General features: G+C 62.9%; 23 protein-coding genes. 13 read left to right on the top strand and 10 right to left on the bottom strand.

Translation table 11 applies throughout. The features are described from left to right. Positions 1-7: 7 nt before the first annotated feature. The 3 genes from AC3Z8Y_RS08770 to AC3Z8Y_RS08780 all read right to left on the bottom strand — a co-directional run bounded on the left by AC3Z8Y_RS08770 (position 8) and on the right by AC3Z8Y_RS08780 (position 3,214). Positions 8-418 carry an ester cyclase gene (locus AC3Z8Y_RS08770; protein WP_490089333.1) on the bottom strand — a complete coding sequence of 137 codons (411 nt, stop codon included), beginning with the start codon at positions 416-418 and terminating at the stop codon, positions 8-10. 29 nt (positions 419-447) lie between these two features. Next, complete coding sequence (locus tag AC3Z8Y_RS08775) at positions 448-2,556, bottom strand: amylo-alpha-1,6-glucosidase (RefSeq protein ID WP_490089334.1); 2,109 nt, start codon at positions 2,554-2,556, stop codon at positions 448-450. A gap of 280 nt (positions 2,557-2,836) precedes the next feature. Beyond that, positions 2,837-3,214: a hypothetical protein gene (locus AC3Z8Y_RS08780; protein ID WP_490089335.1), complete on the bottom strand. Its 378-nt coding sequence runs from the start codon at positions 3,212-3,214 to the stop codon at positions 2,837-2,839. Between the two features lie 200 nt (positions 3,215-3,414). Between AC3Z8Y_RS08780 and AC3Z8Y_RS08785 the strand changes: the two genes are divergently transcribed. Further along, positions 3,415-4,947 carry an MFS transporter gene (locus AC3Z8Y_RS08785; RefSeq protein WP_490089336.1) on the top strand — a complete coding sequence of 511 codons (1,533 nt, stop codon included), beginning with the start codon at positions 3,415-3,417 and terminating at the stop codon, positions 4,945-4,947. 75 nt (positions 4,948-5,022) lie between these two features. Then, positions 5,023-6,390, top strand: a complete 1,368-nt coding sequence (locus AC3Z8Y_RS08790; protein WP_490089337.1) for an MFS transporter — start codon at positions 5,023-5,025, stop codon at positions 6,388-6,390. Here the strand turns inward: AC3Z8Y_RS08790 and AC3Z8Y_RS08795 are convergent. After that, complete coding sequence (locus tag AC3Z8Y_RS08795; RefSeq protein WP_490089338.1) at positions 6,379-7,101, bottom strand: CerR family C-terminal domain-containing protein; 723 nt, start codon at positions 7,099-7,101, stop codon at positions 6,379-6,381. The two genes, AC3Z8Y_RS08790 and AC3Z8Y_RS08795, sit on opposite strands and share 12 nt — an antisense overlap. Positions 7,102-7,201: 100 nt before the next feature. On the opposite strand from AC3Z8Y_RS08795, the gene AC3Z8Y_RS08800 reads away from it, so the two are divergent. From AC3Z8Y_RS08800 to AC3Z8Y_RS08815, 4 genes are all read left to right on the top strand, one after another. Then, positions 7,202-8,335, top strand: a complete 1,134-nt coding sequence (locus tag AC3Z8Y_RS08800) for an HlyD family secretion protein (protein WP_490089339.1) — start codon at positions 7,202-7,204, stop codon at positions 8,333-8,335. Beyond that, positions 8,328-9,890 (top strand): DHA2 family efflux MFS transporter permease subunit, encoded by a 1,563-nt coding sequence (locus tag AC3Z8Y_RS08805; protein WP_490089340.1) that lies wholly within the window; start codon positions 8,328-8,330, stop codon positions 9,888-9,890. Before AC3Z8Y_RS08800 ends, AC3Z8Y_RS08805 begins: the two co-directional genes overlap by 8 nt. After that, positions 9,887-11,299, top strand: a complete 1,413-nt coding sequence (locus tag AC3Z8Y_RS08810) for an efflux transporter outer membrane subunit (RefSeq protein ID WP_490089341.1) — start codon at positions 9,887-9,889, stop codon at positions 11,297-11,299. Before AC3Z8Y_RS08805 ends, AC3Z8Y_RS08810 begins: the two co-directional genes overlap by 4 nt. Positions 11,300-11,411: 112 nt before the next feature. After that, entirely contained in the window at positions 11,412-11,933 is a 522-nt protein-coding gene (locus AC3Z8Y_RS08815; RefSeq protein ID WP_490089342.1) for a CinA family protein, read from the top strand. A gap of 59 nt (positions 11,934-11,992) precedes the next feature. Here AC3Z8Y_RS08815 and AC3Z8Y_RS08820 read toward each other — a convergent pair whose 3' ends face one another. Beyond that, the gene (locus AC3Z8Y_RS08820) at positions 11,993-12,877 is read right to left on the bottom strand and encodes a manganese catalase family protein (RefSeq protein WP_181117833.1); all 885 of its coding nucleotides are present in this window, start codon (positions 12,875-12,877) and stop codon (positions 11,993-11,995) included. Positions 12,878-13,258: 381 nt separating this feature from the next. Continuing rightward, positions 13,259-13,927, bottom strand: a complete 669-nt coding sequence (locus AC3Z8Y_RS08825) for a polysaccharide lyase family 7 protein (protein ID WP_181123035.1) — start codon at positions 13,925-13,927, stop codon at positions 13,259-13,261. A 630-nt stretch (positions 13,928-14,557) separates the two neighbouring features. Between AC3Z8Y_RS08825 and AC3Z8Y_RS08830 the strand changes: the two genes are divergently transcribed. Then, a complete protein-coding gene (locus AC3Z8Y_RS08830; protein WP_490089343.1) occupies positions 14,558-15,232 on the top strand; it encodes a polysaccharide lyase family 7 protein in 675 nt (224 codons plus the stop codon). 166 nt (positions 15,233-15,398) lie between these two features. Further along, positions 15,399-17,045 (top strand): malate dehydrogenase (quinone), encoded by a 1,647-nt coding sequence (gene mqo / locus AC3Z8Y_RS08835; protein ID WP_490089344.1) that lies wholly within the window; start codon positions 15,399-15,401, stop codon positions 17,043-17,045. A 57-nt stretch (positions 17,046-17,102) separates the two neighbouring features. Here the strand turns inward: mqo and AC3Z8Y_RS08840 are convergent, their stop codons facing one another. Then, positions 17,103-17,690 carry a flavin reductase family protein gene (locus AC3Z8Y_RS08840; protein ID WP_490089345.1) on the bottom strand — a complete coding sequence of 196 codons (588 nt, stop codon included), beginning with the start codon at positions 17,688-17,690 and terminating at the stop codon, positions 17,103-17,105. Positions 17,691-17,888: 198 nt separating this feature from the next. Here AC3Z8Y_RS08840 and AC3Z8Y_RS08845 point away from each other — a divergent pair, with 198 nt between their 5' ends. Next, positions 17,889-18,113: a DUF2188 domain-containing protein gene (locus AC3Z8Y_RS08845; protein ID WP_181117838.1), complete on the top strand. Its 225-nt coding sequence runs from the start codon at positions 17,889-17,891 to the stop codon at positions 18,111-18,113. A gap of 130 nt (positions 18,114-18,243) precedes the next feature. Then, a complete protein-coding gene (locus tag AC3Z8Y_RS08850; RefSeq protein WP_181117839.1) occupies positions 18,244-18,753 on the top strand; it encodes a ferritin-like domain-containing protein in 510 nt (169 codons plus the stop codon). A gap of 25 nt (positions 18,754-18,778) precedes the next feature. Here the strand turns inward: AC3Z8Y_RS08850 and AC3Z8Y_RS08855 are convergent, their stop codons facing one another. Continuing rightward, on the bottom strand, positions 18,779-19,006 hold the full coding sequence (locus tag AC3Z8Y_RS08855; protein ID WP_490089346.1) for a hypothetical protein: 228 nt from the start codon (positions 19,004-19,006) through the stop codon (positions 18,779-18,781). A gap of 184 nt (positions 19,007-19,190) precedes the next feature. On the opposite strand from AC3Z8Y_RS08855, the gene AC3Z8Y_RS08860 reads away from it, so the two are divergent. Next, the gene (locus AC3Z8Y_RS08860) at positions 19,191-20,123 is read left to right on the top strand and encodes a 5'-nucleotidase (protein WP_490089347.1); all 933 of its coding nucleotides are present in this window, start codon (positions 19,191-19,193) and stop codon (positions 20,121-20,123) included. Between the two features lie 9 nt (positions 20,124-20,132). Here the strand turns inward: AC3Z8Y_RS08860 and AC3Z8Y_RS08865 are convergent, their stop codons facing one another. Together AC3Z8Y_RS08865 and AC3Z8Y_RS08870 are read right to left on the bottom strand one after the other, a co-directional pair. Continuing rightward, positions 20,133-20,582, bottom strand: coding sequence for a hypothetical protein (locus AC3Z8Y_RS08865; protein WP_490089348.1), 450 nt, complete (start codon positions 20,580-20,582; stop codon positions 20,133-20,135). A 162-nt stretch (positions 20,583-20,744) separates the two neighbouring features. Beyond that, positions 20,745-20,888, bottom strand: coding sequence for a hypothetical protein (locus AC3Z8Y_RS08870; protein WP_490089349.1), 144 nt, complete (start codon positions 20,886-20,888; stop codon positions 20,745-20,747). A gap of 67 nt (positions 20,889-20,955) precedes the next feature. Between AC3Z8Y_RS08870 and AC3Z8Y_RS08875 the strand changes: the two genes are divergently transcribed. Together AC3Z8Y_RS08875 and mhpT are read left to right on the top strand one after the other, a co-directional pair. After that, positions 20,956-22,290: an alginate export family protein gene (locus AC3Z8Y_RS08875; protein ID WP_490089964.1), complete on the top strand. Its 1,335-nt coding sequence runs from the start codon at positions 20,956-20,958 to the stop codon at positions 22,288-22,290. 15 nt (positions 22,291-22,305) lie between these two features. Next, the gene (gene mhpT / locus AC3Z8Y_RS08880; RefSeq protein ID WP_490089350.1) at positions 22,306-23,520 is read left to right on the top strand and encodes a 3-(3-hydroxy-phenyl)propionate transporter MhpT; all 1,215 of its coding nucleotides are present in this window, start codon (positions 22,306-22,308) and stop codon (positions 23,518-23,520) included. Positions 23,521-23,583 lie beyond the last annotated feature (63 nt).

Raw genomic sequence — 23,583 nt, forward strand, 5'->3', positions numbered from 1 at the left:
GTAAGGGCTACAGGAAGGAGTCGCGAGTGGGGAGCAGTTGTGCCTGAATCGCCGCCTTGTCGATCACTGACCACACCCTGCGGATCTTGCCCGCTTCGAACTGGTAGAACACGTTCTCGAAAAACCGTACCCGCCGCCCATTCACCGCCATCCCGAACAGCTCCCCCGCAGGGGTGCAGTCGAATGTCAGGCGGCTGGCGATATGGGGCGGCTCGGCAATCAGCAGGACGGGTTCGAAGCGCAGGTCTGGAATGGCCGCAAAGTCAGCTTCCAGCATGGCGCGGTACCCTGCCAACCCAACGGGAGCATCGTTATATTCCACATGGGCGTGAACATGCTCGCCCAGCCTGTCCAGGTCCCTTGTGTTGAGGCAGGCCAGATAGGCATGGTAAAGCGTAGGCAACTCGTGTTCAGCCATGGGTGGGCCTCATTGATTGGCGAGCCTGTTCAGTAGCGCACATCCACTTGTATCGATCGGCCCTCGGCCTGGCGTTCGACGTAACACACGATACGCTTGCCCACGCGCTGGAAGATCAGGTCCAGGCTGCTATTGCCGAAGCCGATGTGTTGCACTTCCAACCGTGAAATTCCAAAGGGCAGTTGGGGGCGGGTGATGGTGATCTTGCCCCGCTGCGCATCGATGGCGATACCCAGGCAGGCCTGCAGCAGCATGAATACCGAACCGGCCGCCCATGCCTGCGGCAAACACGCCACAGGGTAGGCGATGGGTGACTCGCCAGGGGCGCGTTCGAAGCCGCAGAACAGCTCTGGCAAGCGCATGTCGAAATGGCTCGCCGCTTCGAACACGCCCCCCAGCAACCGCACCACGCCGTCATGCAGCCCATAACGGCCTATGCCCAGCGCGCAGAGGGCCACGTCGTGGGGCCATACCGAGCCGTTGTGATATGACATGGGGTTGTAGCGGGCCGCTTCCCGTGCCAGGGTGCGCACGCCCCAACCATTGTGAAAGGCGCTGCCCAGCAGTTGCCTGGCCACCAGCCGGCCCCGCTCCGGCGCGGGTAAGCCAGAGGCCAGCAAGTGGCCCACGTTGGAGCCCCGCACGCGGCACGGGCGGTTTTCACCGTCCAGCGCCAAGGCATAAAAGTGCTGATCCTCCTGCCAGAAATGCCGCTCCACGGCCTGCTGCATGCGCTGCGCCTGCTGGGCCCAGTGCAGGGCAGCGGCCGGGTCGCCGCGGCCCTCGGCAATGTATGCCAGGCTTTGGTAAGCCTCGAACGCGTAACCCTGGACTTCGATCAGGGAGATAGGGCCCATGGGGCTATCGCCATTTTCGTGGAAGATCGAATCATGGCTGTCCTTCCAGCCCTGATTGGCCAGGCCCGTGCTCTCACCCCGGGCGTAGCTGATAAACCCGTAGGGGTTGCGCCCGGCGTTGTGGGTCAGCCAGCCGGCGGCGGCTTCGAGGTGTGGCCATAGGTGATCAATGAATGCCCAGTCATCCACTCGGCGCACATAGGCGCCCGCCAGCGCGATGAACAGGGGCGTAGTGTCGACTCCGCCGTAATAGCGGCCGAAGGGCAGTTCGTTCAGCCTGGACATCTCGCCCTGACGGGTTTCATGCATGATCTTGCCTGGCTCGGCATCCCGGAAGGCGGACGTTTCCTGCGCCTGGTGCTCGGCCAGGTAGCGCAACACCCCGCTTGCGAGTGTGGGATCGAGCCACAGCAATTGCCGCGCGGTGATGATCGCGTCGCGGCCGAACGGCGTGGAGTACCACGGGATGCCGGCATAGGGGTAGGGCCCCGTGGGAAAATCGGCAGTGAGCAAGGCGACGTCCGCGCGGGATTTATCCAGCCAGTTCTGGAACAGCCGGCCAGAAGCAACCAGCCGTGCACCCTGGCGCTGCTTCTTGCGCATCGCCAGCCGGGCCCGCGCCGCACAGGCCCGGTAGTGCTCGCGGCAAGGTGCATGGCCAACGGGGCCCACCAGCACATACAGCGCCCGATCGGCATGGGGCGCCAGGCTTACGTGAAATTCGGCCACGTTTTCGCTGAGCATCGCCGGCGCTTCGGAAAAGCGGATTATGTTGTTTCGAACGTGGTCATCCAGGCCCTTGTAGCTCATGGAAACCTGGCCGTCACTGACCACGGTAGGTTCCAGCGTGCCCCGATGGGGCCGGGGCGCGCCGCGCACTTCGAACATGTCACGAAAGTCCCCGGCAAAGTGCAGCGCAACGGACAGCGCCGCAGTCGCATCGCTGTAATTGGTCAGCACGATGCACTCGTGCATGCTGCCTTCCCAGAGAAAGCGGCGCCGCTCGATGTGCAGCACCCCTTGCGGGGCGGAGGTTTCTCCGATCACCGGGAGTGGGTGGTTGGTGAAATGAGAGGTGGAATAGACGTTGTCCTGGCTCACCGAAGCCGAGAGCAGGCAGGGCTGTTGGCCTGCCACGCTCAGGCGGTAATCCGACAGCACCCGGGTATCCTGATAGAACAGCCCGTCGGCGCCACCGGTGATGTCGCCGAACGAGTTGGTAACCAGGAACATGTCGCCTTCCACCAGAACGTAGTCTTGCTGGCCGCCTGTGCTGTTCATGGGCGTACGCCTGCGTTCGCGGTCAGCCTGTCGGCGGCCACCCATAAAGGAGCGACGTGGGTAATCTTCATGCGTGCCTCCGACGTAGCATCCAGGGGGACGTCAGAAGCAAGGTGGGCCGTAATCCGGGACAACGCTACGCGGCGGTTGCTGCTGGAACGTTCAGGGTGGACTGCGCCCTGCCGCTTATCGTTCAGCGTGCCCGGATCAGCGGTGTCAGCGGGCTACGGGCTTGATGAAAAAATCTGCGCCCAGCCAGTCGGCCTTGCAGCGGGGCGGCTCAGGTATCCGATCCCGGCTCGGCCGCAGCCCGCTCCACGTGGCGTGCCCTGCGCTGACGGGGGCTGGGAAGCCTGGGCTGGTCTACCCCTGGCTCGTCGGCGCCCTGGGTGTCCCATTCCGAGCCTTCGGGCAATGGCGCAGGGCGAGGCGCTGCAGGTTCCTTCTTGCCCAGGCGCCGGCGGCGGAAATCGCCGAACAGCACCATGCTGGCGGCGACCGCTGCGATCACTACCAGTACCACCACACCGCCGCCTACCTTGTAGCCACGATGATGCAGCCGTGGGCCGTCGTGACTGTCATCCTCGCCGCCCACGGCGGGCCCGGCCACAACGCCCAGGGCCAGCACAAGGAACGCACATCGGGTTAACGCCTTCATGTCCATAAAAAAACCGCTGATTCCACAGGCTGGCTGATGCTATCCAGCCAGCATGCTAACCCGCCGCGTGAAAGTTGTCTGGGGCCTGCGGACGAAGCGCGTAAATAAGGAGAAAACAAGGAGATTGGTTCCCGGCCCTTGCCTGCACCGGCCACCCTCGGCTAAATGGTCGGCCGCGCGTTATCGTCACAGGAGTTCTCTTGGCCCGTTCTTCCCTTACAGAAGCTGAAACCACCGTGGCGCCGGCCGCTGATACCCGCAGCCGTCCCTCGGCGGCGCTCATAGTGTCGCTGCTGCTGGCCATGGTGCTCGGCGCCCTGGACCAGAGCATCCTGGCCACGGCGCTGCCCGCCATTGCCAGCGATCTGCATGGAATCGAAAGCCTGAGCTGGGTGGTCACGGTGTTCATGCTCACCTCCACCATTAGTGCGCCCCTGTACGGCAAGCTGTCGGACCTGTACGGCCAGCGGCCATTGTTCATGCTGAGTATTGGCGTGTTCGTGGCGGCGTCGGTGCTGTGCGGGATGTGCTCGAGCATGGGGCAGTTGATCGCTGCGCGTGGCCTGCAAGGGCTCGGCGCAGGGGGGCTGATGACCCTGTCGCAGATCGTGATCGGGCGTTCGGTCAAGCCCAGCGAACGTGGGCGCTACCAAGGGATATTCTCCGCTGCCTTCGCCGTCAGCAGTGCCCTGGGGCCGCTGCTTGGCGGGTTCATCACCTCCAACCTGAACTGGCGCTGGGTGTTCTTCATCAACCTGCCGCTGGGGGCAGTGGCCATGGCAGGGCTGTTCCGTAACCTTCCCGCGCTGCAGCGTCAGGCTCAGGTGAGTGTGGATTATGCCGGGGCGGTGGTACTGGGCGTCGCCACGTCGGCGTTGTTGTTGCTGACCCATGCGTATTCGTTTTCCGCCGAGGGGGGCTTGGCCATCCCGCTGGGCCTGGGCGTGCTGGCGCTGGCGGGGTTCGGCCTGCTGTACCGGGTAGAACGCGCCGCCACGGCGCCCATCATCGACCCGGCGCTGTTCGCCAATCGTCGTTTTACCGTCGCGATCTGCGCCATGGCCGCCATGGCCTTTGCCATGATGGGTTCGCTGGTGTTCATGCCGCTGTATTACCAGGCGGTGCTGCATCAAACGCCTACAGAGTCAGGCTTCATGACCCTGCCGCAGGTAGTGATGATGGTCATCAGCTCCTTCGTGGGCGGGGCTATCTCTACACGGCGGCAGAATTTCGTGAACCTGCTGTTGGTAGGCGTGGCGCTCGAATGCCTGGGGCTGTGCCTGCTGCTGGCATTTACCCGCGCCGGGATGAGCGCGCCGTGGTTCTTCCTCACCATGGGCGTGCTCGGCCTGGGCATGGGCGTAGGCATGCCCAACGCCACGGTGCTGGTGCAGAACGCGGTTGCACCGTCGGTGATGGGCGCGGCAACCGCGGCGTTGGCGTTCTGCCGTTCGCTGGGCGCTGCGGTAGGGGTGGCCACTGCCGGCGGTATCATGAGCTACATCCTGGCGCGTGGCGCGGCGGGGTTGCCGATTTCGCTATCGAGCGTGCAGTTGGGCGATGCTCAGGCCTTGACTGCGGTGCCTGCCGATCAGTTGGAGCAGGTAACGGAGTTGTACCGCAGCGCGATCAACGCCAGCCTGTTCGCCGGTGCGATCGTGATGGGCATCGCCGTACTGCTGGTGGCCTACCTGGCTTGCCGTGACCGTAGTGTGGCGCGGCAAACGGTTTGAGAAGGGATTCATCGTGGTGTGGCGACAGTTTGCTAACCTAGCGCCCGTATGTCCGACAAAGGATTGCCCGCCACGATGCCTGCCCCTGATGGTTTACCCCGCAACAAGCTGATACCCGCCGTTATTGCCGTGTGCCTCGCGGTAGGCATGGCGACGTTGGACACTGCCATCATCAACACGGCCCTGCCCACTGTCGCTGGTGGGATCGGGGCCACGCCCGCCTCGGTAATCTGGGTAGTGAACGCCTATCAGCTCGCCATGGTGGCAACGCTGCTGCCGTTGGCCTCGCTCGGTGAAGTGCTGGGGCCGCGGCGGGTGTACCTGGGCGGCTTGCTGGTGTTCGTGGTGGCATCGCTGTTCTGCGGGTTGGCGTGGTCGCTGCCCAGCCTGGCGATCGCCCGGGTGGTACAGGGCCTGGGCGCGGCGGCGTTGATGAGCGTGAATGCCGTGCTGCTGCGGCATATCTACCCGTTCGCGCGATTGGGCCGCGGCATGGGCATCAACTCTTTGGTAGTGGGGCTGGCGTTTACCCTGGGGCCAACGCTGGCATCGGCGATTCTCTCGTTTGCCAGCTGGCATTGGCTGTTCCTGATCAACGTGCCTCTCGGGCTGCTGGCCATGTGGATGGCCAGTCGCAACCTGCCCCTGATCGAGCCTGCCAGCCACCCCTATGATCGAACCGCCGCGGTGCTGTGCTCGGGTTTGTTCGGTTTCACGGTGCTGGCACTCAGTTCGGGGGTACAGGGCGGGCATGGGTGGGTGATCGGCGCCGAACTGGCCGTCGCCCTGATCTGCGGCGTGCTGCTCGGGCGGCGCCAGGCCGGCCATCCGGCGCCCATGCTGGCGGTAGACCTGTATCGCCTGCCGGTATTCGCGCTGTCGTCGCTCACCGCGGTGTGTGCGTTCTGCACCCAAGGGCTGGCGTTCGTGGCGCTGCCGTTTCTGTTGCAGGAGCAATTGGGCCACAGCCAGGTTGCCACGGGCTACCTGATCACCCCATGGCCGGCGGTGGTGGCAGTGATGGCGCTGATTGCCGGGCGTTTGTCGGACCGCATCGCGCCAGGCCTGCTGGGCGGCCTTGGGTTGCTGGTACTGAGCCTGGGCATGGGCGCGCTGGCCTTGCTTGAGCCTGGCGCGAGCGCGCTGGACATCGGCTGGCGAATGGCCGTTTGCGGTGCCGGTTTCGGCTTCTTCCAGTCGCCCAACCTCAAGGCCCTGATGACCAGCGCACCGGTGTCGCGCAGCAGTGGGGCGAGCGGGGTAGTGGCCTCGTCGCGGCTGGTGGGGCAAACCCTGGGCGCGGCCTTGGTCGCCTTGTGTTTCCATCTGTTCAGCAGCGCCGGTGCACAGCTGTGCCTGTGGCTGGGCTGTGGTTTTGCGCTGGTAGGTGCGGTGGCCAGCGGTGCCAGGCTGTATGCCGTGCCCGGCCGGTCACGCGCCTGACACGGGCACGCGGGCGTTCCGCTCGGCCACCAGCCCGCGCAGGATCAGCCGCGTTTGAGTGAACAGCAGCTCGCGCACCTGCAGCATCCGGGCGTGGTTGATTTCGTCCCAGCCCATTGCGCTCAGCACTTGCAGGCGCATCACGCGAAACACCATGCCCTGGCTGATGATCGAGAACGAGTGCAGTACGGTGCGCTCGTCGTCCACGGCATAGCCTGACAACCGCGCGATGATTTGCCGGCTAAGGCCACCGATCCGCTGGTTGAAACTCTCGTCCAGCATTCGGAACGCCGCCGGTGGGCCTTGTCCCGCCTGCTCGCGCGCCATGAACAACCGCCATTGCGCGGCGTGCGGGGTGTCCTGGATGAAAGACACAAACCCCCCCAGCATGCCGAGCAGCGCGTCGATCAGTTGTTCGTCTTCCACCCGTGGATCGCCCAGCGCGGCGCTGGCTGCAGTTACCGCCTCGCCTAGCTGTTCTTTCATGCGGTCCAGGATGAAGCCCATGCAGGCGAGGTACAGGCCTTCCTTATTGTCGAAGTAATACTGCAATGCCGGGGCATTTACCCCGGCTTCGCTGGCGATTTCGCGGGTGGAAGCGCCTTCGTAGCCCCGCTCGCCGAATACGCGCACTGCCGCGTGAATCAGCCGGGCGCGGGTTTCCTCGCCCCGTTGATAGCCGCCCTCGGCGGCAGGTTTATGTCGTGCCATGGCATGCGGCCTGTGCAAAGGTATCGGCGCAAAATATATCAATTGACAAAAATTTGCCCAGCCTTGATTTTATTCCGACTGGAATATTTTGGAGTCATGCATGTCTGCCGAGCAGTCATTGGGCGCGCAACACCGCCTTGCGCCCACAAGCCCCGAGCCTGGCAACGCACGCACGTCGCGGGGCAAACGCGTACTGCGAATGCTTGCGCTGATCGCCTTGTTGGCAGCCGCGGGGTGGGCCGGTTACTGGTGGCTGGAAGGGCGTTTCTTCGAAAGCACCGATGACGCCTACCTCCAGGCGGACAGCCTGACCGTTGCGCCCAAGATCAGCGGCTATGTGGCGCAGGTGTTGGTGAGCGACAACCAGGCGGTGCGTGCCGGCGATGTTGTCGCGCGGCTGGACGCCCGCAAGTACCAGGCCGCGCAGGACGAACGCGAGGCGACCGTGGCCTCCCGCGAGGCGGATGTGGCCAGCGCGCAGGCCCAGCTTGCGCAGCAGCAGGCGAGCGTGGGCGAAAGCCAGGCCCAGTTGGCTGGCGCCCAGGCCGACCTCAAGCATGCCCGTGCGCAGGTGGCCCGGTATGCGCCGCTCACGCGTTCCGGCGCTGAAACCGAAGAACACCTGGCTGACCTCAATAACGAACTGGCCCGGGCGAATACGACTGTGGCGGCCCGGGAAGCGGCCCTGCGCTCGGCACAAGCCCGAGTGGGCACGCTGCAGGCGCAGCTCAAGCAAGCCCGGGCCCAGTTGGCGGTGGCCCGGGCAAGCGGAGAGCAGAGCGGCCTGGACCTGGCGGACGCCGAGTTGCGCAGCCCGGTGGACGGGCGCGTGGCCGACCGTGCGGTGCGGGTGGGGCAGTTCGCTCAACCGGGTACCCGCCTGATGACGATCGTGCCGTTGCAAGCGATTTACCTCACGGCCAATTTCAAGGAGACGCAGATCGGCCACATGCGCCCGGGCCAGGCCGTCACGGTGAAAGTGGACGCGCTACCCGGCCAGCCCTTGCACGGCCATGTGGATAGCCTGGCCCCGGGCACCGGCGCGCAGTTCGCGCTGCTGCCGCCCTCCAATGCCACGGGTAACTTCACCAAGATCGTGCAACGGGTGCCGGTTCGCATTCAGCTGGACATCCCGGATAGCCTGAAGGACGTGCTGGTGCCAGGGTTGTCGGCCACGGTTGACGTGGACCTGCGCAGCGGTACGCCAAACGGTGCGGATGGGCGCCATGGCTGAGGCTCCCACCCCGGCGGCCAACGCGTCGCTCACCGACTGGATCGCCGTGATTGCCGGCTCGCTCGGGGCCCTGCTGGCCACGCTGGATATCTCCATCACCAACTCGGCGCTGCCGCAGATCCAGGGCCAGATCGGCGCCACCGGTACCGAGGGTACCTGGATCTCCACCGGGTACCTGATGTCCGAAATCGTGATGATTCCACTCGCGGCGTGGCTCACCCGGGTATTCGGGCTGCGCCGCTTCCTGATTGCCACGGCGGCGTTGTTCAGCCTGTTTTCCATGTATTGCGGGCTGTCGAGCAGCCTCACCATGATGATCATTGGCCGCATCGGCCAGGGCTTCGTGGGCGGGGCAATGATCCCTACCGCGCAAACCATCATCCGCACGCGTTTGCCGGCGCACCAACTGCCTATCGGCACCACGTTGTTCGGCCTTACCGTGTTGTTGGGGCCATTGCTGGGCCCAGTGATCGGAGGATGGCTGACCGAGAATATCGACTGGCGGTGGTGCTTCTTTCTTAACCTGCCCATCAGCGTCGCGTTGATTGCGCTGCTGTGGACCGGGCTGGCACCGGAGAAGGCCGACGCGCGGCAGTTCTTCGAAGCCGACTGGCGCGGCATTGCAGGGCTGGCGCTGGGGTTGAGCTCGCTAACCGTAGTGCTTGAAGAAGGCCAGCGCGAGCGCTGGTTCGACTCCGGCCTGATCTGTTCGCTCACGGTGTGCACCTTGGTGGGTTTTGCCCTGGTAGCCTGGGGCCAATTGAGCGCCAGCCGGCCGATCCTGCGCTTGCAGCTGTTGGCCAACCGCAGCTTCGGCAGTGTGCTGTTCATCGGTACCGTGATCGGTGCCGGGTTGTACGGTACCGCGTACCTGGTGCCGCAGTTCCTCGCCACCCTGTCTGGCTATAACGCCGAGCAGGCCGGCGGCATCATGTTGCTGTCGGGGTTGCCGGCCTTTCTGTTGATGCCGTTGCTGCCGCGCATGCTTAAAGTGCTGGACCTGCGGCTGTTGGTGGGGGTGGGCCTGCTGATCTACTGCGCCAGTTGCCTGTGCGACGTTTACCTCACCGCCGAGAGCGTAGGGCATGACTTTTACGCCTCCCAGCTGCTGCGAGGCTTCGCGCAGATTCTGGTGATGATGCCGCTGAGCCAGTTATCCATGGGCAGCGTGGCGCCCAGGGATGCCGGGGACGCCGCCGGCCTGTACAACATGGCGCGCAACCTGGGCGGGACTATCGGGCTGGCCCTGATCGGGGTACTGGTGGACCGCCGCAACCACTTTCACGACGCCGCCATCCGCGAATCGGTCAGCGCCAACAGCCCGTTGGCGCAAGACCAGCTGGCAGCCCAGGCCGCGGGTTTCCTTGCGCAGGGAGGCGACCCTGCCTTCGCCCAGTTGCAGGCGTTGGGGCAGTTCGCCACTGACATTGCCCGCCAGGCGTCGGTCATGACGTTCAACGATGCGTTTCTGTTGTTGGGGTTGGTGATGCTCGCTTGTGCGCCGCTCGCCTTCATTCTCAAGGGGCGCCCGACGCCCGTGGTGGTTCGCTCATGATTCGACGGCTGGTTTTACCCTTGATGCTTATTGCCGCGGGCGGTTGTACCGTGGGCCCGGATTACCGGGGACCACCTTTGGTGGCTGGCAGCACCCTGGCGGCGGCGCGCTTGCCGCATGCACCATTAGCCGTGGTGAACGCCCCGGCCACCGCCCGCTGGTGGGAAGCGCTGGGCGACCGGCAGCTTGATGCGCTGGTTGAAACGGCCCTTCGGCAAAGCCCGGACGTAGCCTCAGCCGAGGCGCGCCTGCGGCAGAGCCGGGCAGGGTTACGCGGGGAACAGGCCAGCGGCCGGCCGAAGGTAAGCGCGGGCGCGACCATGCTGCGCATGCGCTCACCTGATACCAGTGCCTTTGGCACAGGCGACGGGCGCGGGCCGCTGAGCCTGTACCTGGCCGACTTTGATGCCAGCTGGGAAGTGGACCTGTTCGGCGGCACACGCCGCGCCGTGGAGGCGGCCAGCGCCAGTTCCGAAGCCAGCGAGGCACAGCTGGCCGACGTACAGGTAAGCCTGGCGGCGGATGTGGTGCAGGCCTATGTGGACCTGCGGGACCGACAAGCCCGGCTGGCCCTGGTCGAGGCGTCCAGCACCAGCGAAGACCAAGCCCTGGAGCTTACCCGCCAGCGCCGCGAGCGCGGTGTGGCGTCGCAATTGCAGCTGGAGCAAGTGCTCACTCAGGCGGACACCACGCGCGCGCAACGCCTTCCGCTGCAGGCCGACATCATCGAAGCCCTTGACCGCTTGGCTGCCCTCAGCGGCCTGGAACCGGGCGAACTGGACGCGCAACTGGGCGCCGTGCGGCCTTTGCCCCAAGTGCCGGCCAGCGTACCCCAAGCCGACCCCGCCGCGTTGCTCAAGGCGCGCCCGGACATACGGGAAGCGGAACGGCAGCTGGCATCCCGCCAGGCGCAGATCGGCGAAAAGACAGCCGATTGGTTTCCCAAGCTAAGCCTGTACGGCAGCCTGGGGTTCAGCGCAGGGGACCCCTCGCACCTGGCACGCTCAGATAACGCCACTTGGCTTGCAGTGCCACGGCTGACCTGGAACGCGCTGGATTTTGGCCGGGTGGCGGCTTCCGTGAACGCTGCCGAGGCGGGCCGTGACGAAGCCTTGGGGCACTATCGAGGCGTTGTGCTGGAGGCGTTGCGCGATGCAGATACCGCGCTCGCGCGTTACGGGCACCAGCGGCAGAACGTGGTGCTGCTGCGAGACATCGAAGCCTCGGCCGCGCGCGCCGCCACCTTGACCGGCGAGCGTTATCATGCGGGTACCGCCAGCACGCTGGACTGGCTGGACGCCGAACGTACCCGATACCAGGCCGAGCAGAATCGCGTGGCCGGCGATGCCCAGTTACTCAAGGATTTCACCGCCCTGCATAAGGCGCTGGGGCTGGGCTGGACGCTGTAGCGGCGCGGCATGTGAACGCCGGCACTAAGTTGAAACACCGCGCGCGGCCGATGATCCAAGGGTGATCGGGCGCGGCAATCAAGCAGCCGTAGCCCTTCACAGCGGAGGACCTATGGAGATGCCTGAAGCAGTATTCGAAGACCTCGAAGCCACTGTGACCTACTTGCTGGACCATAAGCTCTACCTGGCCACTGCCGAATCCTGCACGGCCGGGTTGATCGCCGCCGCGCTGGGCTCGGTTCCGGGTGGCGGCAAGGTGATGGAGAGCGGCTATGTGGTGTATTCGCCTACCGCCAAGCACCGGTTGCTGGGTGTGTCGGCTGAAACCATTGATCGGTTCGGGCTGACCAGTGAGGAAGTGAGCCGGGAGATGGCATTGGGTGCGCTACGTGACAGCGAGGCCAATGTGGCGGTGGCCACTACCGGCGTGGCAGGCCCGGACCCTATGGGCGATATACCGCCTGGCACCGTGTGCTTTGCCTGGGCGTTCGGGGTTGGCGGCAAGGCCGCGCTGTTTTCCCGCACTGAGCACTTTTCAGGCGACCGCCAGGCGGTGATTCAAAAGGCCGCCTGCCATGCATTGGCTGCACTCAAAAACTTTCACCAACGGGCCCAGGCCGGCGAAATGGATTAGAGAGAAAAGGGCAGACAAACGAAAGCCGCCCGAAGGCGGCTTTCTTCACGCATTACAACTTACTTCTTGAGAGCGCCCAGCTTGCCCAGATCAGCCCCGGTCATCGGGTCTGCATCGGGGTTAGAAGCGGTACGCAACTTCATGGCTTCTACCACTTCCAGATCTTGCGGGGGCAGGTCCACAGTTGCCAAGCCATCGCCGCCGTCTACGGCCGGGGTGGCTTCGCGTACTTCCCAAGTATCCACCGCATTTTCGCCAGTGTTCCAAGGGCCTTTCATGTCGTCGCCTTGCGACATGTTGAAGTACACCGATGCAAACTCAGGCTTGGGTGGCAGCTTGCCTTGAGGGAAGTTCGGTTGAATGGCGTGCAGCGCCTTCTCGAACGACATCTGGTGAGCCACTTCGCGGGTCATCAGGAAGCCCAGCGCATCGCGTATGCCTGGATCGTCGGTCACATTGATCAGGCGCTCATACACAATCTTGGCCCGTGCTTCAGCCGCAATGTTGGAGCGCAGGTCGGCAGTAGGCTCGCCGATGGTGTCCACGTAGGCTGCCGTCCATGGTACACCGCCCGAGTTGATCAGCGCGGCGCCACCACCATACAACAGGCTGGTGATATGGGAGTCGTTACCCGCCCCGGTCAGGGAGCGATAGAGTTCACCTTCTTCCTGTACACCTTCAGCCAACTGGCCACGCGCACCTTTGTTCAACATCACAATGATGGAACCAATGATTTCAAGGTGGCTAAGTTCTTCGGTGGCAATGTCGTACAGCATATCTTTACGGCCTGGATCTTCCTCGGTCACTGCCTGGGTGAAGTAACGCATGGCGGCCGCAAGTTCCCCTTGGGCGCCCCCGAATTGTTCGAGCATCAAATTGGCCAGGCCCGGGTTAGGCGCGGCAACACGTACGGTATACTGCAGACGCTTGTTATGTATGAACATACTTTCGTCCTCGGTTCGTCACGGGTTTGAAAAAGGTTCCATTACAGGTCGTTGCCTGGTTCCCCTTTTGTGGCATCGCGCAGCTCATGGCTGCTTGTGCCGTACTCCAGGCTTCGCTTCAGCAGGCCAACTACTTACCTAATCTTTAGCGTCCCAGTGTTTGTAACTTTGCTTTCATAACCAAATGATCAATTTCTTGGTTACATGGATATAGGGAGCTATCTGGGACGATGGTTCATTTAAAAAACCTATCGTGATGATGCAAGTGCTCAATGATCGGCCACAAACGCAGACGCCACGCGGTGCCGGTCTTTTTCTTCAGGCAAAAAAAAGCCTGTCCGAAGACAGGCCAAAGTAGTGTTGCGTGGAATGCGAGGAGCATCAGCCCTTAGGGTTGTGCTCGATGGCCAGCTTGTAGAAGGTAGCGGCGCCGCCTTCGGTGGCATAGCCGGTGTTGTCCTGGGTATACACGCCAGCCTTGAAATACAAATCCTGCGAAGCCCAGCTGGTGGCAACCTTGGTGCCCCACTGGAAGCCTGCTGCGTTGACCGTCAGGCTGCCGGTGGGCGTCAGGTGAATGGTGTAGGTGAAGCGCTGATTCATCGGCACCTTCTCGGCGACCGTGATCACCGCTGGTTCCGAGTCCGGGGTAGCGCGGAACTTGGCGACGATGTTCCCGAGGCGGCCTGCGTCTTTCCACTGGTATTCAAGCTTGAGCATCGGCTCGGTGCTGCCGTTGCAGTGAATCTGCCCGATCACGATCTTGCCAGTGGAAGGCACTTGGTTCACAGCCACGGCGGCACGCAACATATTGTCCGCAGCGGTGTATTTCCAGTTGTTCAGGCTACCGTTAGCCTTGGTTTCGCGCAGTTCGGTACGCGGGTACTTGGCGCTTTTGGTCGTGGTGCCGGTTACCGGAGCCCAGAAGAACAGGGTGTCGCCCGACTTGAAGAAGCCGTCGGTATAGCCGCTGGCCAATTTAGGGGTGTCGATGGTGATGGCCGGGCTGCCAACGGGGATGCTCAGGTTCCAAGTGTCCAGTGCGATCATGAAACAACTCCAATACGTAACAAGGGGGCCGGCAAGCACGCTGCTCACCATCTGGTTACTTGTTGTTTCGGCAATGATCGGGAAGGCTGAAGGGCCCGTATTTGTGGGGGTTCGCCAGAATTTCGGCTTATAGGTGGCAATGATAGCTTTGTGCCTTCAATGGAGGCAGTAGTGGCAATATGGCATCCCTCAGTCTTTTCAAGGGTTTGCGCTGGATCCTTGGCGTCTATAAATTGGCGCTCGCGTGGATTCAACCGGCAAAGCCCCGAATTTATAAAGCGAAGAACCGACGGACGGTTGTTAAATAAGCGGGCTTCGTTGCAACTCGCCGCTTCGTTAACGGTCGATTTGGTCCAAATGCTATCTAAATGCCACCAGTAATGGCCAATTGTCATAAATGCCTAACGTTCAGTGTAGCCGACGAACGGTCAGTCACTGAAAGCGCCCGTACTTAGCGGGCTGCGCTGCATTGCCGTTTTTCAGGCGCCAAACGTAAGGCGTGCCATCATTAACAATTTTCTTTCATCTATATATAAAGCGGCCGCCCCGCTTAGCGCCAGGATGGTGCTAGGTCTTATCCGCACTCGGCACACCGACGTGTGATGTGCCGAATCACTGGTAACGCCTGACATGATCGATCTCTCCACCTGGAACCTCAGCATCCCTGTGGGCTCCCCCGCCAAGACCATCGAAACGCCTTCATTGGTGAAGGGGTACAAGGACAAATACTTCCGTAAGGATGGTAGCAAGCTCTATTTCTGGGCGCCCGTTACCGGGTCCACCACCGCAAGCGCCAAATACCCTCGCAGTGAGCTGCGCGAAACCTACGCTGACGGCTCCCTGCGCAACTGGAAATACACCGAAGCGGATAATTACCTGCGCGCCAAGCTCACCGTGAACAAAGTGCCCTCCAGTGGCAAGATCGTTATCGGCCAGATCCACCAGTACAGCAGCAATGACCCACTGCTCAAGGTCGAGTATCAGTACATGGATGATGATCGGCTGGGCAATATCGTGGCCAAGCTGCGTAAAACCCCGAGCCAGGACGACCCCACGGTGATCACCATTGCCAAGAAGGTGCCGCTCAACGAAGCGTTCTCCTACGTGATCACCTTGACCAAAAGCGGCAAGCTGAGCGTGGTTGCCGCCAACTACGGCTGGAATACCGAACTCAGCTCCAAGTGGAAGGAAAAGCCGCTGTACTTCAAGGCTGGCGTATACACCCAGGATAATTCCGGCTACAGCAGCGAAGGCGGCCGGGTCACTTTCGAAAACCTGTCGGTTTCCCATAAGCATAAAAGCTGACCCACGCGCCGGTGCTCCCCGGCAAATGAAAGGCTGGTGAAAGCTTCGTGAAAGCCTTTGCCTTTAGCCTTGCGCGCGCTGGCGGCCAGCCAGCCGATTACAGGCATCCCTGTTGATCGGGAAGCCCTGCGCGCGCGGTGCAGGCCTCATTATCGTGGAAGTGAATATGTTGAAGAAAGCAAGCGGGGCGGTGCTGGCCCTGGCCGTTTCGATCGCCAGTGGTTCCGCCCTCGCGGCCGAGGCAAAGCGGGTGGATGTGCTGCTGATCGGTGGCGGCATCATGAGTTCTACCTTGGGCATCTGGCTCAACGAGCTGGAACCTGGCTGGTCGATGGAAATGGTCGAGCGCCTTGATGGCGTGGCTGAAGAAAGCTCCAACGGCTGGAACAACGCCGGTACCGGCCATTCCGCGCTGGCAGAGCTGAATTACACGCCGGAAGACAAAAACGGCCACGTCGAGATCGCCAAGGCGGTCGAGATCAACGAAGCCTTCCAGATTTCCCGCCAGTTCTGGTCGTGGCAGGTGCGTAACGATGTGCTGAAGAACCCGCGCTCGTTCATCAACTCCACGCCGCACATGAGCTTCGTATGGGGCGACGACAACATCGCCTTCCTTAAAAAGCGCTACGAAGCGCTGAAAGCGAGCCCGCTGTTCGCTGGCATGCAGTATTCCGAAGACGCCGCCCAGATCAAACAGTGGGTGCCGCTGATGATGGAAGGCCGCGATCCGAAGCAAAAGATCGCCGCCACCTGGTCGCCGATCGGTACCGACGTGAACTTCGGTGAAATCACTCGGCAGTTTGTTGTGCACCTGCAGGCACAGCCGGGCTTTTCGCTCAAGCTGTCCAGCGAAGTGGAAACCATCAAGCGTAACGACGATGGTAGCTGGCACGTCGAGTACAAGAACCTGAAAGACGGCACCGTCAGCGAAACCGACGCACGCTTCGTATTCATCGGTGCTGGCGGCGGCGCGCTGCACCTGCTGCAAAAGTCGGGTATCCCTGAGGCCAAGGAATACGCAGGCTTCCCGGTAGGCGGCTCGTTCCTGGTGACCGACAACGCGAGCGTTGCCGATCTGCACCTGGCCAAGGCTTATGGCAAGGCATCGGTTGGCGCACCGCCCATGTCGGTACCGCACCTGGACACCCGCGTGCTGGATGGCAAGCGCGTGATCCTGTTCGGGCCCTTCGCCACCTTCTCCACCAAGTTCTTGAAGAACGGCTCGTACCTGGACCTGCTCACCAGCACTACGCCACACAACGTATGGCCCATGACCAAGGTGGGCATCGAGCAGTACCCGCTGGTGGAGTACCTCGCTGGCCAGCTGATGTTGTCGGACGAGGACCGCTTCAACGCGCTGCGTGAATACTTCCCGAACGCGAAGAAGGAAGACTGGCGCCTGTGGCAGGCCGGCCAGCGCGTGCAGATCATCAAGCGGGACGAAGAGAAGGGCGGCGTGCTCAAGTTGGGTACCGAGGTTGTGAGCTCCGCCGACGGCAGCATCGCCGGCCTGTTGGGCGCATCGCCAGGTGCTTCGACGGCCGCGCCGATCATGCTCACCGTGCTGGAAAAGGTGTTCAAGGACAAAGTGGCTACGCCTGCCTGGCAGGAAAAACTCCACCAGATCGTGCCCAGCTATGGCACCCACTTGAACGACAGCCCCCAGCGCGTTGCCGAGGAATGGGCCTACACGGCCAAAACCCTGCAACTGGCGACCCCGCCGGCTATCGAGCAAGCGACCGCTGCGGCACCGGCTGCCAACGCTCCGGCAGCTCCGGCCGCCGCAACGCCTGCCGCAGACATCGCGCTGTAACGCATTACCCGGCGGGGCGACATCCCTGATGACTCCGCCGGGCCTTCCTTTCCCCGCTTACGCCTCGCTGGCGTGGCGGGCGACTATAGGCTCTCCAATCGCGTAAAACTGCCCGCCTGCCACGTAGTGAAGGCTGCGCAGCGCAGGGTCGGCTTCTTCGAACTTCCAGTGCCCCTCGCGGAATACCCGGCTGTCTGCCCAGGCGCCAGTTACCTGCGCAATGAACAGGTCGTAGGTGGCCTGGTTATGCGGCTCCGGTATCAACGTGCAAGCCAACCAGGCGCAGCAGCCCTGTACAAATGGCAGGTCATGCCCCTCGAACGCCTGCAGGGACACACCGCAGCGGTCGAGCTTGGCAGGGTCATCGTTCAGCGACCGGTTGCCCACGTCATGGGTAAGCTGGGCCTGCGCGGCGGTCGGTACCTGTATCACAAAGCTTCCTGCCTGCTCTACGAGGCCGCGCGTGCGCGTGCTTTTGTCCAGTACCACCGTGAGCTTGGGCGGGTCGAAATCCAGCGCGCATGCCCAGGCCGCAGCCATCACATCGTCTACCCCGTCATGCCGGGCAGATACCAGCACGGTCGGCCCGTGGTTGAGCAACCGATAAGCTTTTTCGAGCGGTACAGGGGCAATGTAATCGTTCATTCATAGTCCTCGTGCTTGTTTCGAAGCATGCGTGTGACTGTCGGCCAGGCGGTTAGATCCGCCTTCAGCCCCCCTGAAGTGGCGGGCTGTGGAGCGCCAGGCCGATCGGCGAACCCAAATCCGTTCGAACTGCCGCTTGTTTGGCGCCTCTACACAGTCAAGGCCTGAACAACCGCAGGCACTTATCAGGAGAGCGACATGGATAACTATCACGTCACTAAAGCCGGCGATCACTGGGAATTGAAAAAAGAAGGTGCCGCTCGAGCTTCCCGCACCGCGCCCACCAAGGACGCCTTGATGGAAGAGGCCGCCACGTTCCTGGAAGGCAAGACCGCCTCGCTCAAGATCCACAAGGGCGACGGCACCATTCAGGAAGAGCGCACCTACCCGCGCAGTGCTGATCCGCGGCGCAGCAAAGGCTGACCAACCCCTGACCACCGCCGGTCTGGCTATCGCCAATCCAACGAAGCCCGGCCGGAGTTACCGGGGTCTGCTTTTGTAGCCCTTAGCAGTGGGCATTGACCCGACTCAAGCCAACCTGGAGGACATCTACATGGCATCGGTACAAGACAACTTGCTCGATTGGCTTAAAGACGCGCACGCCATGGAGCAGCAAGCGGAAAAGATGCTCACCGCGCAGGCTGAGCGCCTGGAGCATTACCCGGACCTCAAGCAACGTATTCAGCAGCACATCGAAGAAACGCGCTGGCAGCAGGGCATCGTCGATGGCGCGATCAAACGCTTGGGTGGCAGCCCATCGACACTCAAGGACATCGGCGGCAAGCTCATGGCGTTCGGTCAGGCGATGGCTGGCATGACCATGCCGGACGAAGTGATCAAGGGCTCGATGAGTGGGTACGTGTTCGAAAATCTCGAGATCGCGACCTACACGGTAATCATCGCGGCTGCCAAGGCTGCTGGCGATAACGTAACGGCCACGGAGTGCGAGAAGATCCTTGAGCAGGAGAAAGCCATGGCCCAGTGGATTCTGGAGCATCTGGCACCGACCACCCAGCAGTTCCTTGGACGGTCGGAGCACCCGGACCTCGAAGCCAAGCGCTAAAAAGCGTGGGAAGCCGGTGCCAGCATTACATGGCCGCGCGCACGGCCTTGCACTGGGCGCAGCCGCACCGCTTGCTGGTGCGGCTGCGGAAATAGAACGATGCGGCTTCTGCGGCGTTCATGGATGCCTCTTCGGCAGCCGCCTGTTCAGGTTCGCTGGGGCGGGCCAGCCGCGCCATTACGCCATCGCTCAACAGGTTCATCAGGCTCTTGTGCGCCTGGGTGTAAGAACCCACGAAATTGTTGTGTTCCATTGCGCGCCCTCCGGCGTATCTGCAAACCCCCGCGGCAGCCTGACAGGCCACCCCTCACGCTGGGCTCGTTAACACTATCGGCTTGCCCTGTGCGCGCTTGAATGCCGCCGATCACAGCGCGTGATTGGGATATGCTCCGGGAGCGGGCACAGCCTGCGAATACATTCACTGCCAGCAGAGGCCTATGCCGTACCCCATCGAAAAAAAGCTGGTCATCGGCGTTGCCTCCAGCGCGCTGTTCGACCTGTCAGAGTCCCATCAGGTGTACTTGAGCGAGGGCGTGGAAGCCTATCGGCTGCACCAGCAGCGCAATGTGGACGAGCCGTTCGCCAAGGGCGTGGCCTTTCCTTTCATTCGGCGGTTTTTGAGTATTAACCGCTGGTTCGCGGCCGAGTCGCCGGTGGAGGTGGTGTTGTTGTCGCGCAATTCACCGGAAACCGGGGTGCGGGTATTCCGTTCCATTCGCCACTATGGCCTGGACATCAGCCGCGCCGCCTTCATGACTGGCCGCTCGCCCCACGAATACATTCCTGCGTTCAATGCCTCGCTGTTTCTCAGCGCGAATGAAGGCGATGTGCAGCGGGCGATCGACGCGGACTATCCTGCCGGGGTCGTCTTGCCTTCGAAGGTCTTCGATGACGAAATCGACACTGAGCTGCGCGTGGCGTTCGACTTCGATGGGGTGATCGCCGATGACGAGGCTGAGACCGTGTTCAAGCGCAACTTGGACGTTGCCGAATTCCAGACCTACGAAACCGAGAAGCGCGCCATTGCCCATCAACCCGGGCCCCTGGCCGACCTTTTTCGCAAGCTGGCGTTCTTGCAGCAGCTTGAAGAACAGCGTTTGAGCGAGGACCCCACCTACCGCAAGATACTGCGTATCGCGATAGTCACCGCACGCAATGCTCCCTCTCACGAGCGGGTGGTGACTACCTTGAACAGCTGGGGCGTGTCGCCGGATGAGTCGTTCTTTTTAGGCGGCATGGAAAAGTCGCGCGTGCTGTCGGTGCTCAAGCCCCACATGTTTTTCGATGACCAGCGCAGCCATCTGGCGTCGGCCGCCGGGAATATTCCCATGGTGCATGTGCCGTTCGGCATCGCCAACAAGCCGGGGTAACCCCGTGGGTCAGCCGCAATGGGCGTGGCGAGCGGTGTTGGCGTCAGCCGCAGGGGTGTGGAGAAGCGCACGCAACCAGTCACGCACGTCAGCGATCGAGCCTGGCGAGCGGTCAGGGCCGAACAGCTCACGGGCCAGCGGTTCGCTCACGCCGAAGTACGCGCACACGGCCTCCCAGCCCTTTGCCAGCCGCGCATGGGCCCGCGCCGTACCGGCAATGCGAGTACAGGGCTCCAACCCGTCAAGGTAGAGGCCCTCGAAGCGGGCATCCAGGCAGGCAAAACCAATCGCGCAAGCGGCATGGCCCAGCGGGTCATCCATGGACGTGACCCATACATCCGGCAGAAAGGACGGCCGCCGGTGGCTTGAGCCGGCGTAGCCCTTGCGGCTTACCTGCCAACGGCCCGAGGCAAGCTCCTCGAGCATCTCCAGCATCAGCGCCAACCGTTCGATGTGCACCCTTATCCTCCTTCGGCGTGGTAGCGCCGAGACTTCATAGACCGGCTTCCGACCGGGTGTTCCTTCGGCGGGTTCCGTTTCAGTCTTCACTGCAACCCCCTTTCCAGACCGCTGGCCCGTTTCGCTGGCCGGTTTGTGACGCGTGTCACAGCGAAGCGGCCATCAAGCGGCCATCAAGCGGGCGGTGCGGTAATCGCCCGCCTTCAGGCTGATGGGACCGAGACTGCCCTTGACGGCGATAACGTTAATAAATATAACCATTAGCTGTGTTATCCAAATCCATAAAAACAACAAAGGATTCGCCATGGCGCCTTTATCCCTTGCGCGAGCGCTGTCGGCTGCGCTGTGCCTGCTCGGTTGTACCCAGCCGCTGATGGCCGCCGATAACCCGCTGGAACAGTCACGGCCTTCCCGGCCCGGAGCGCCTCGCTGGAGCGAGGACTACCGGTTTCTTGATGAGGAGGCCAAACGTACCGACCCCTTCGACCCCTTTCGCTACGTGCGCCTTAGCGACAGCGCGTGGGCTCAGTTCGGCGCCGAATTGCGCTACCGGGCCGATGTGCTCGACAAGCCATTCTTCGGCTTGCGTGGCGTGAACGATGACAGCTACTTCATGCAGCGGCTGCAGGCGCATGCCGACCTTCACCTGCTTGATGACGCCGTACGGGCCTTTGTGCAGCTGCAGAACACGCGAGTGTTTGGCAAGGACTTGTACTCCCCCTCGGACGAAGGCCGTAACGAGCTGAGCCAGGCCTTTATCGACATCAACACCCAATTGGGCGCGAGCCGGCTGACCACGCGGGTAGGGCGGCAGGAAATGGCCTATGGCAGCCAGGTACTGGTGACGTATCGCGATACCCCGAACGTGCGCCAGACCTTCGATGGCCTTCGGTTGAGCCTGGCCCTCGCGCCGGGCCGCAAGCTCGATGCCTTTGCGGTACGCCCGGTCGCGGTCGATGCCACGGACAGCTTCGACGATGGCAGCGATAACGCCGTGAAGTTTTACGGGGTGTACGCCACCTCACCTGTCGCCGGGCCGTTGAACGCCGACCTGTACGCCTTCGGCCTGGAAACCCGCGAGCGCACGCTCACTGCCGTGACCGGCAGCGAAAAACGCTACAGCGTGGGCACGCGACTGTTCGGCCAGGCTGATGGATTCGACTGGAGCACCGACCTGGTAGGCCAGTTCGGCCATCTGGGGGAGGCATCCATCCGCGCCTGGGCGGTGTCCTCGGACACTGGCTATACCTTCGGTGGGCCGCTGCGTCCCCGGTTGGGTTTGCGCGTGGACGTGGCCAGCGGGGATGACGCCGCGGGTGATGGCCGCGTTGGCACCTTCGATCCGCTGTACCCGCGCAACGGCGTGTACGGCGAGGCCAGCCTCACCACCCTGGCCAACATCGTGATCGTGGGCCCTACCTTTGCGTTTTCACCGCACCCTCGCTTGCGGCTGGAGCCGGGCGTATTCGCAGTATGGAAAGAAAACGCCAACGACGGCGTGTACATGCCCGGCATGAGCATGCTGCCAGGCACCCGCGACAGCGGCCGCCACCTGGGCACCATCTACCGCGCCAACCTGCGCTGGCTGGCGAGCGCGAACACCACCTTCGACCTGGACTGCAAGTACTACGACGTGGGCTCAGCCATCACTGATGCCGGCGGCGAAGACGCCTCGTTCGTAGCCCTGCGCGGCACCTTCCGATTCTAGAACCAGGAGTTTGTCATGACCGCCATGCCTCGTTCCAAGTTGACCATCACCTTGTGTTTCGTAACCGCCCTGCTTGAAGGCTTCGACCTCCAGGCCACGGGTATTGCCGCGCCACACCTGGCCAAGGCGTTCGAGCTCACTCCTGCCATGCTCGGTTGGGTGTTCAGCGCCGGGCTGCTGGGTTTGCTACCAGGCGCTTTCATGGGCGGCTGGCTCGCCGACCGTACCGGGCGCAAGCGGGTGCTGGTAGGCGCTGTGCTGCTGTTCGGAGCGTTCTCGCTGGGTACAGCGTATGCGTGGGATTTCCACAGCCTGTTGCTGGCCCGGCTGATGACCGGCCTCGGGCTAGGCGCGGCGTTGCCGATCCTGATCGCCCTGGCCTCGGAGGCGGTTGACCCTCGCTGGCGCAGCACCGCGGTAAGCCTTACCTATTGCGGCGTGCCCTTGGGCGGCGCCGTCGCTTCACTGATCGGCCTGAGCGGCGCGGGCGCCGATTGGCATGTGGTGTTCTATGCCGGCGGCGTGGCACCCCTGCTGGTAGCGACGGCACTGGGCAGGTGGCTGCCCGAATCACGAGCCTTCAGCGCCCGGGCGGCGGTGCGCGTCGGCGTTGGCCAAGGGCTGTTTGGCGAAAGCCGGGCCAGCCGCACATTGCTGCTGTGGCTGGCGTGCTTCTTCACCCTTACCGTGCTGTACATGCTGCTGAACTGGCTGCCTTCGCTGCTGATGGGCCAAGGGTTCAGCCGCCCGCAGGCGGGGGCGGTGCAGGTGCTGTTCAACCTGGGCGGGGCTGCGGGCTCTTTCATTACTGGGCGGCTGATGGACAAAGGCCGGGCAAAAGGCGCGGTGGCAATGGCTTATATCGGCATGCTGGCAGCGCTGGCTGGCCTCGGGTTGTTCAGCCAGTTCGGCTGGATGCTCGCCGCGGGCTGCCTGGCGGGCTACTGCGCCATCGGCGGGCAACTGGTGCTTTATGCGCTGGCGCCCACGCTTTACTCAACTGCCTGTCGCGCCACGGGCGTGGGCGCTGCCGTTGCGGTCGGGCGGCTGGGCTCCATGGCCGGCCCATTGGCTGCCGGGCAGATACTCGCCGCCGGGGCAGGGGTTGGAGGCCTTTTGGGGGCGGCAGCGCCGGGGTTGGTAATCGCTGCCGTCGCGGCCCTGGGCCTATTGCGCCAGCGCGCCACCCGCGAAGTTACGCAGGCCATTCCCGCGCTCTCAGATAGATAATTCGAATAATCGTTAATTGACATAACTATATGGGCGGCGTAACGTCGCTTCACCGCTACAACA

The organism is Pseudomonas sp. 3MAES_34.3B (genome assembly GCF_058145875.1).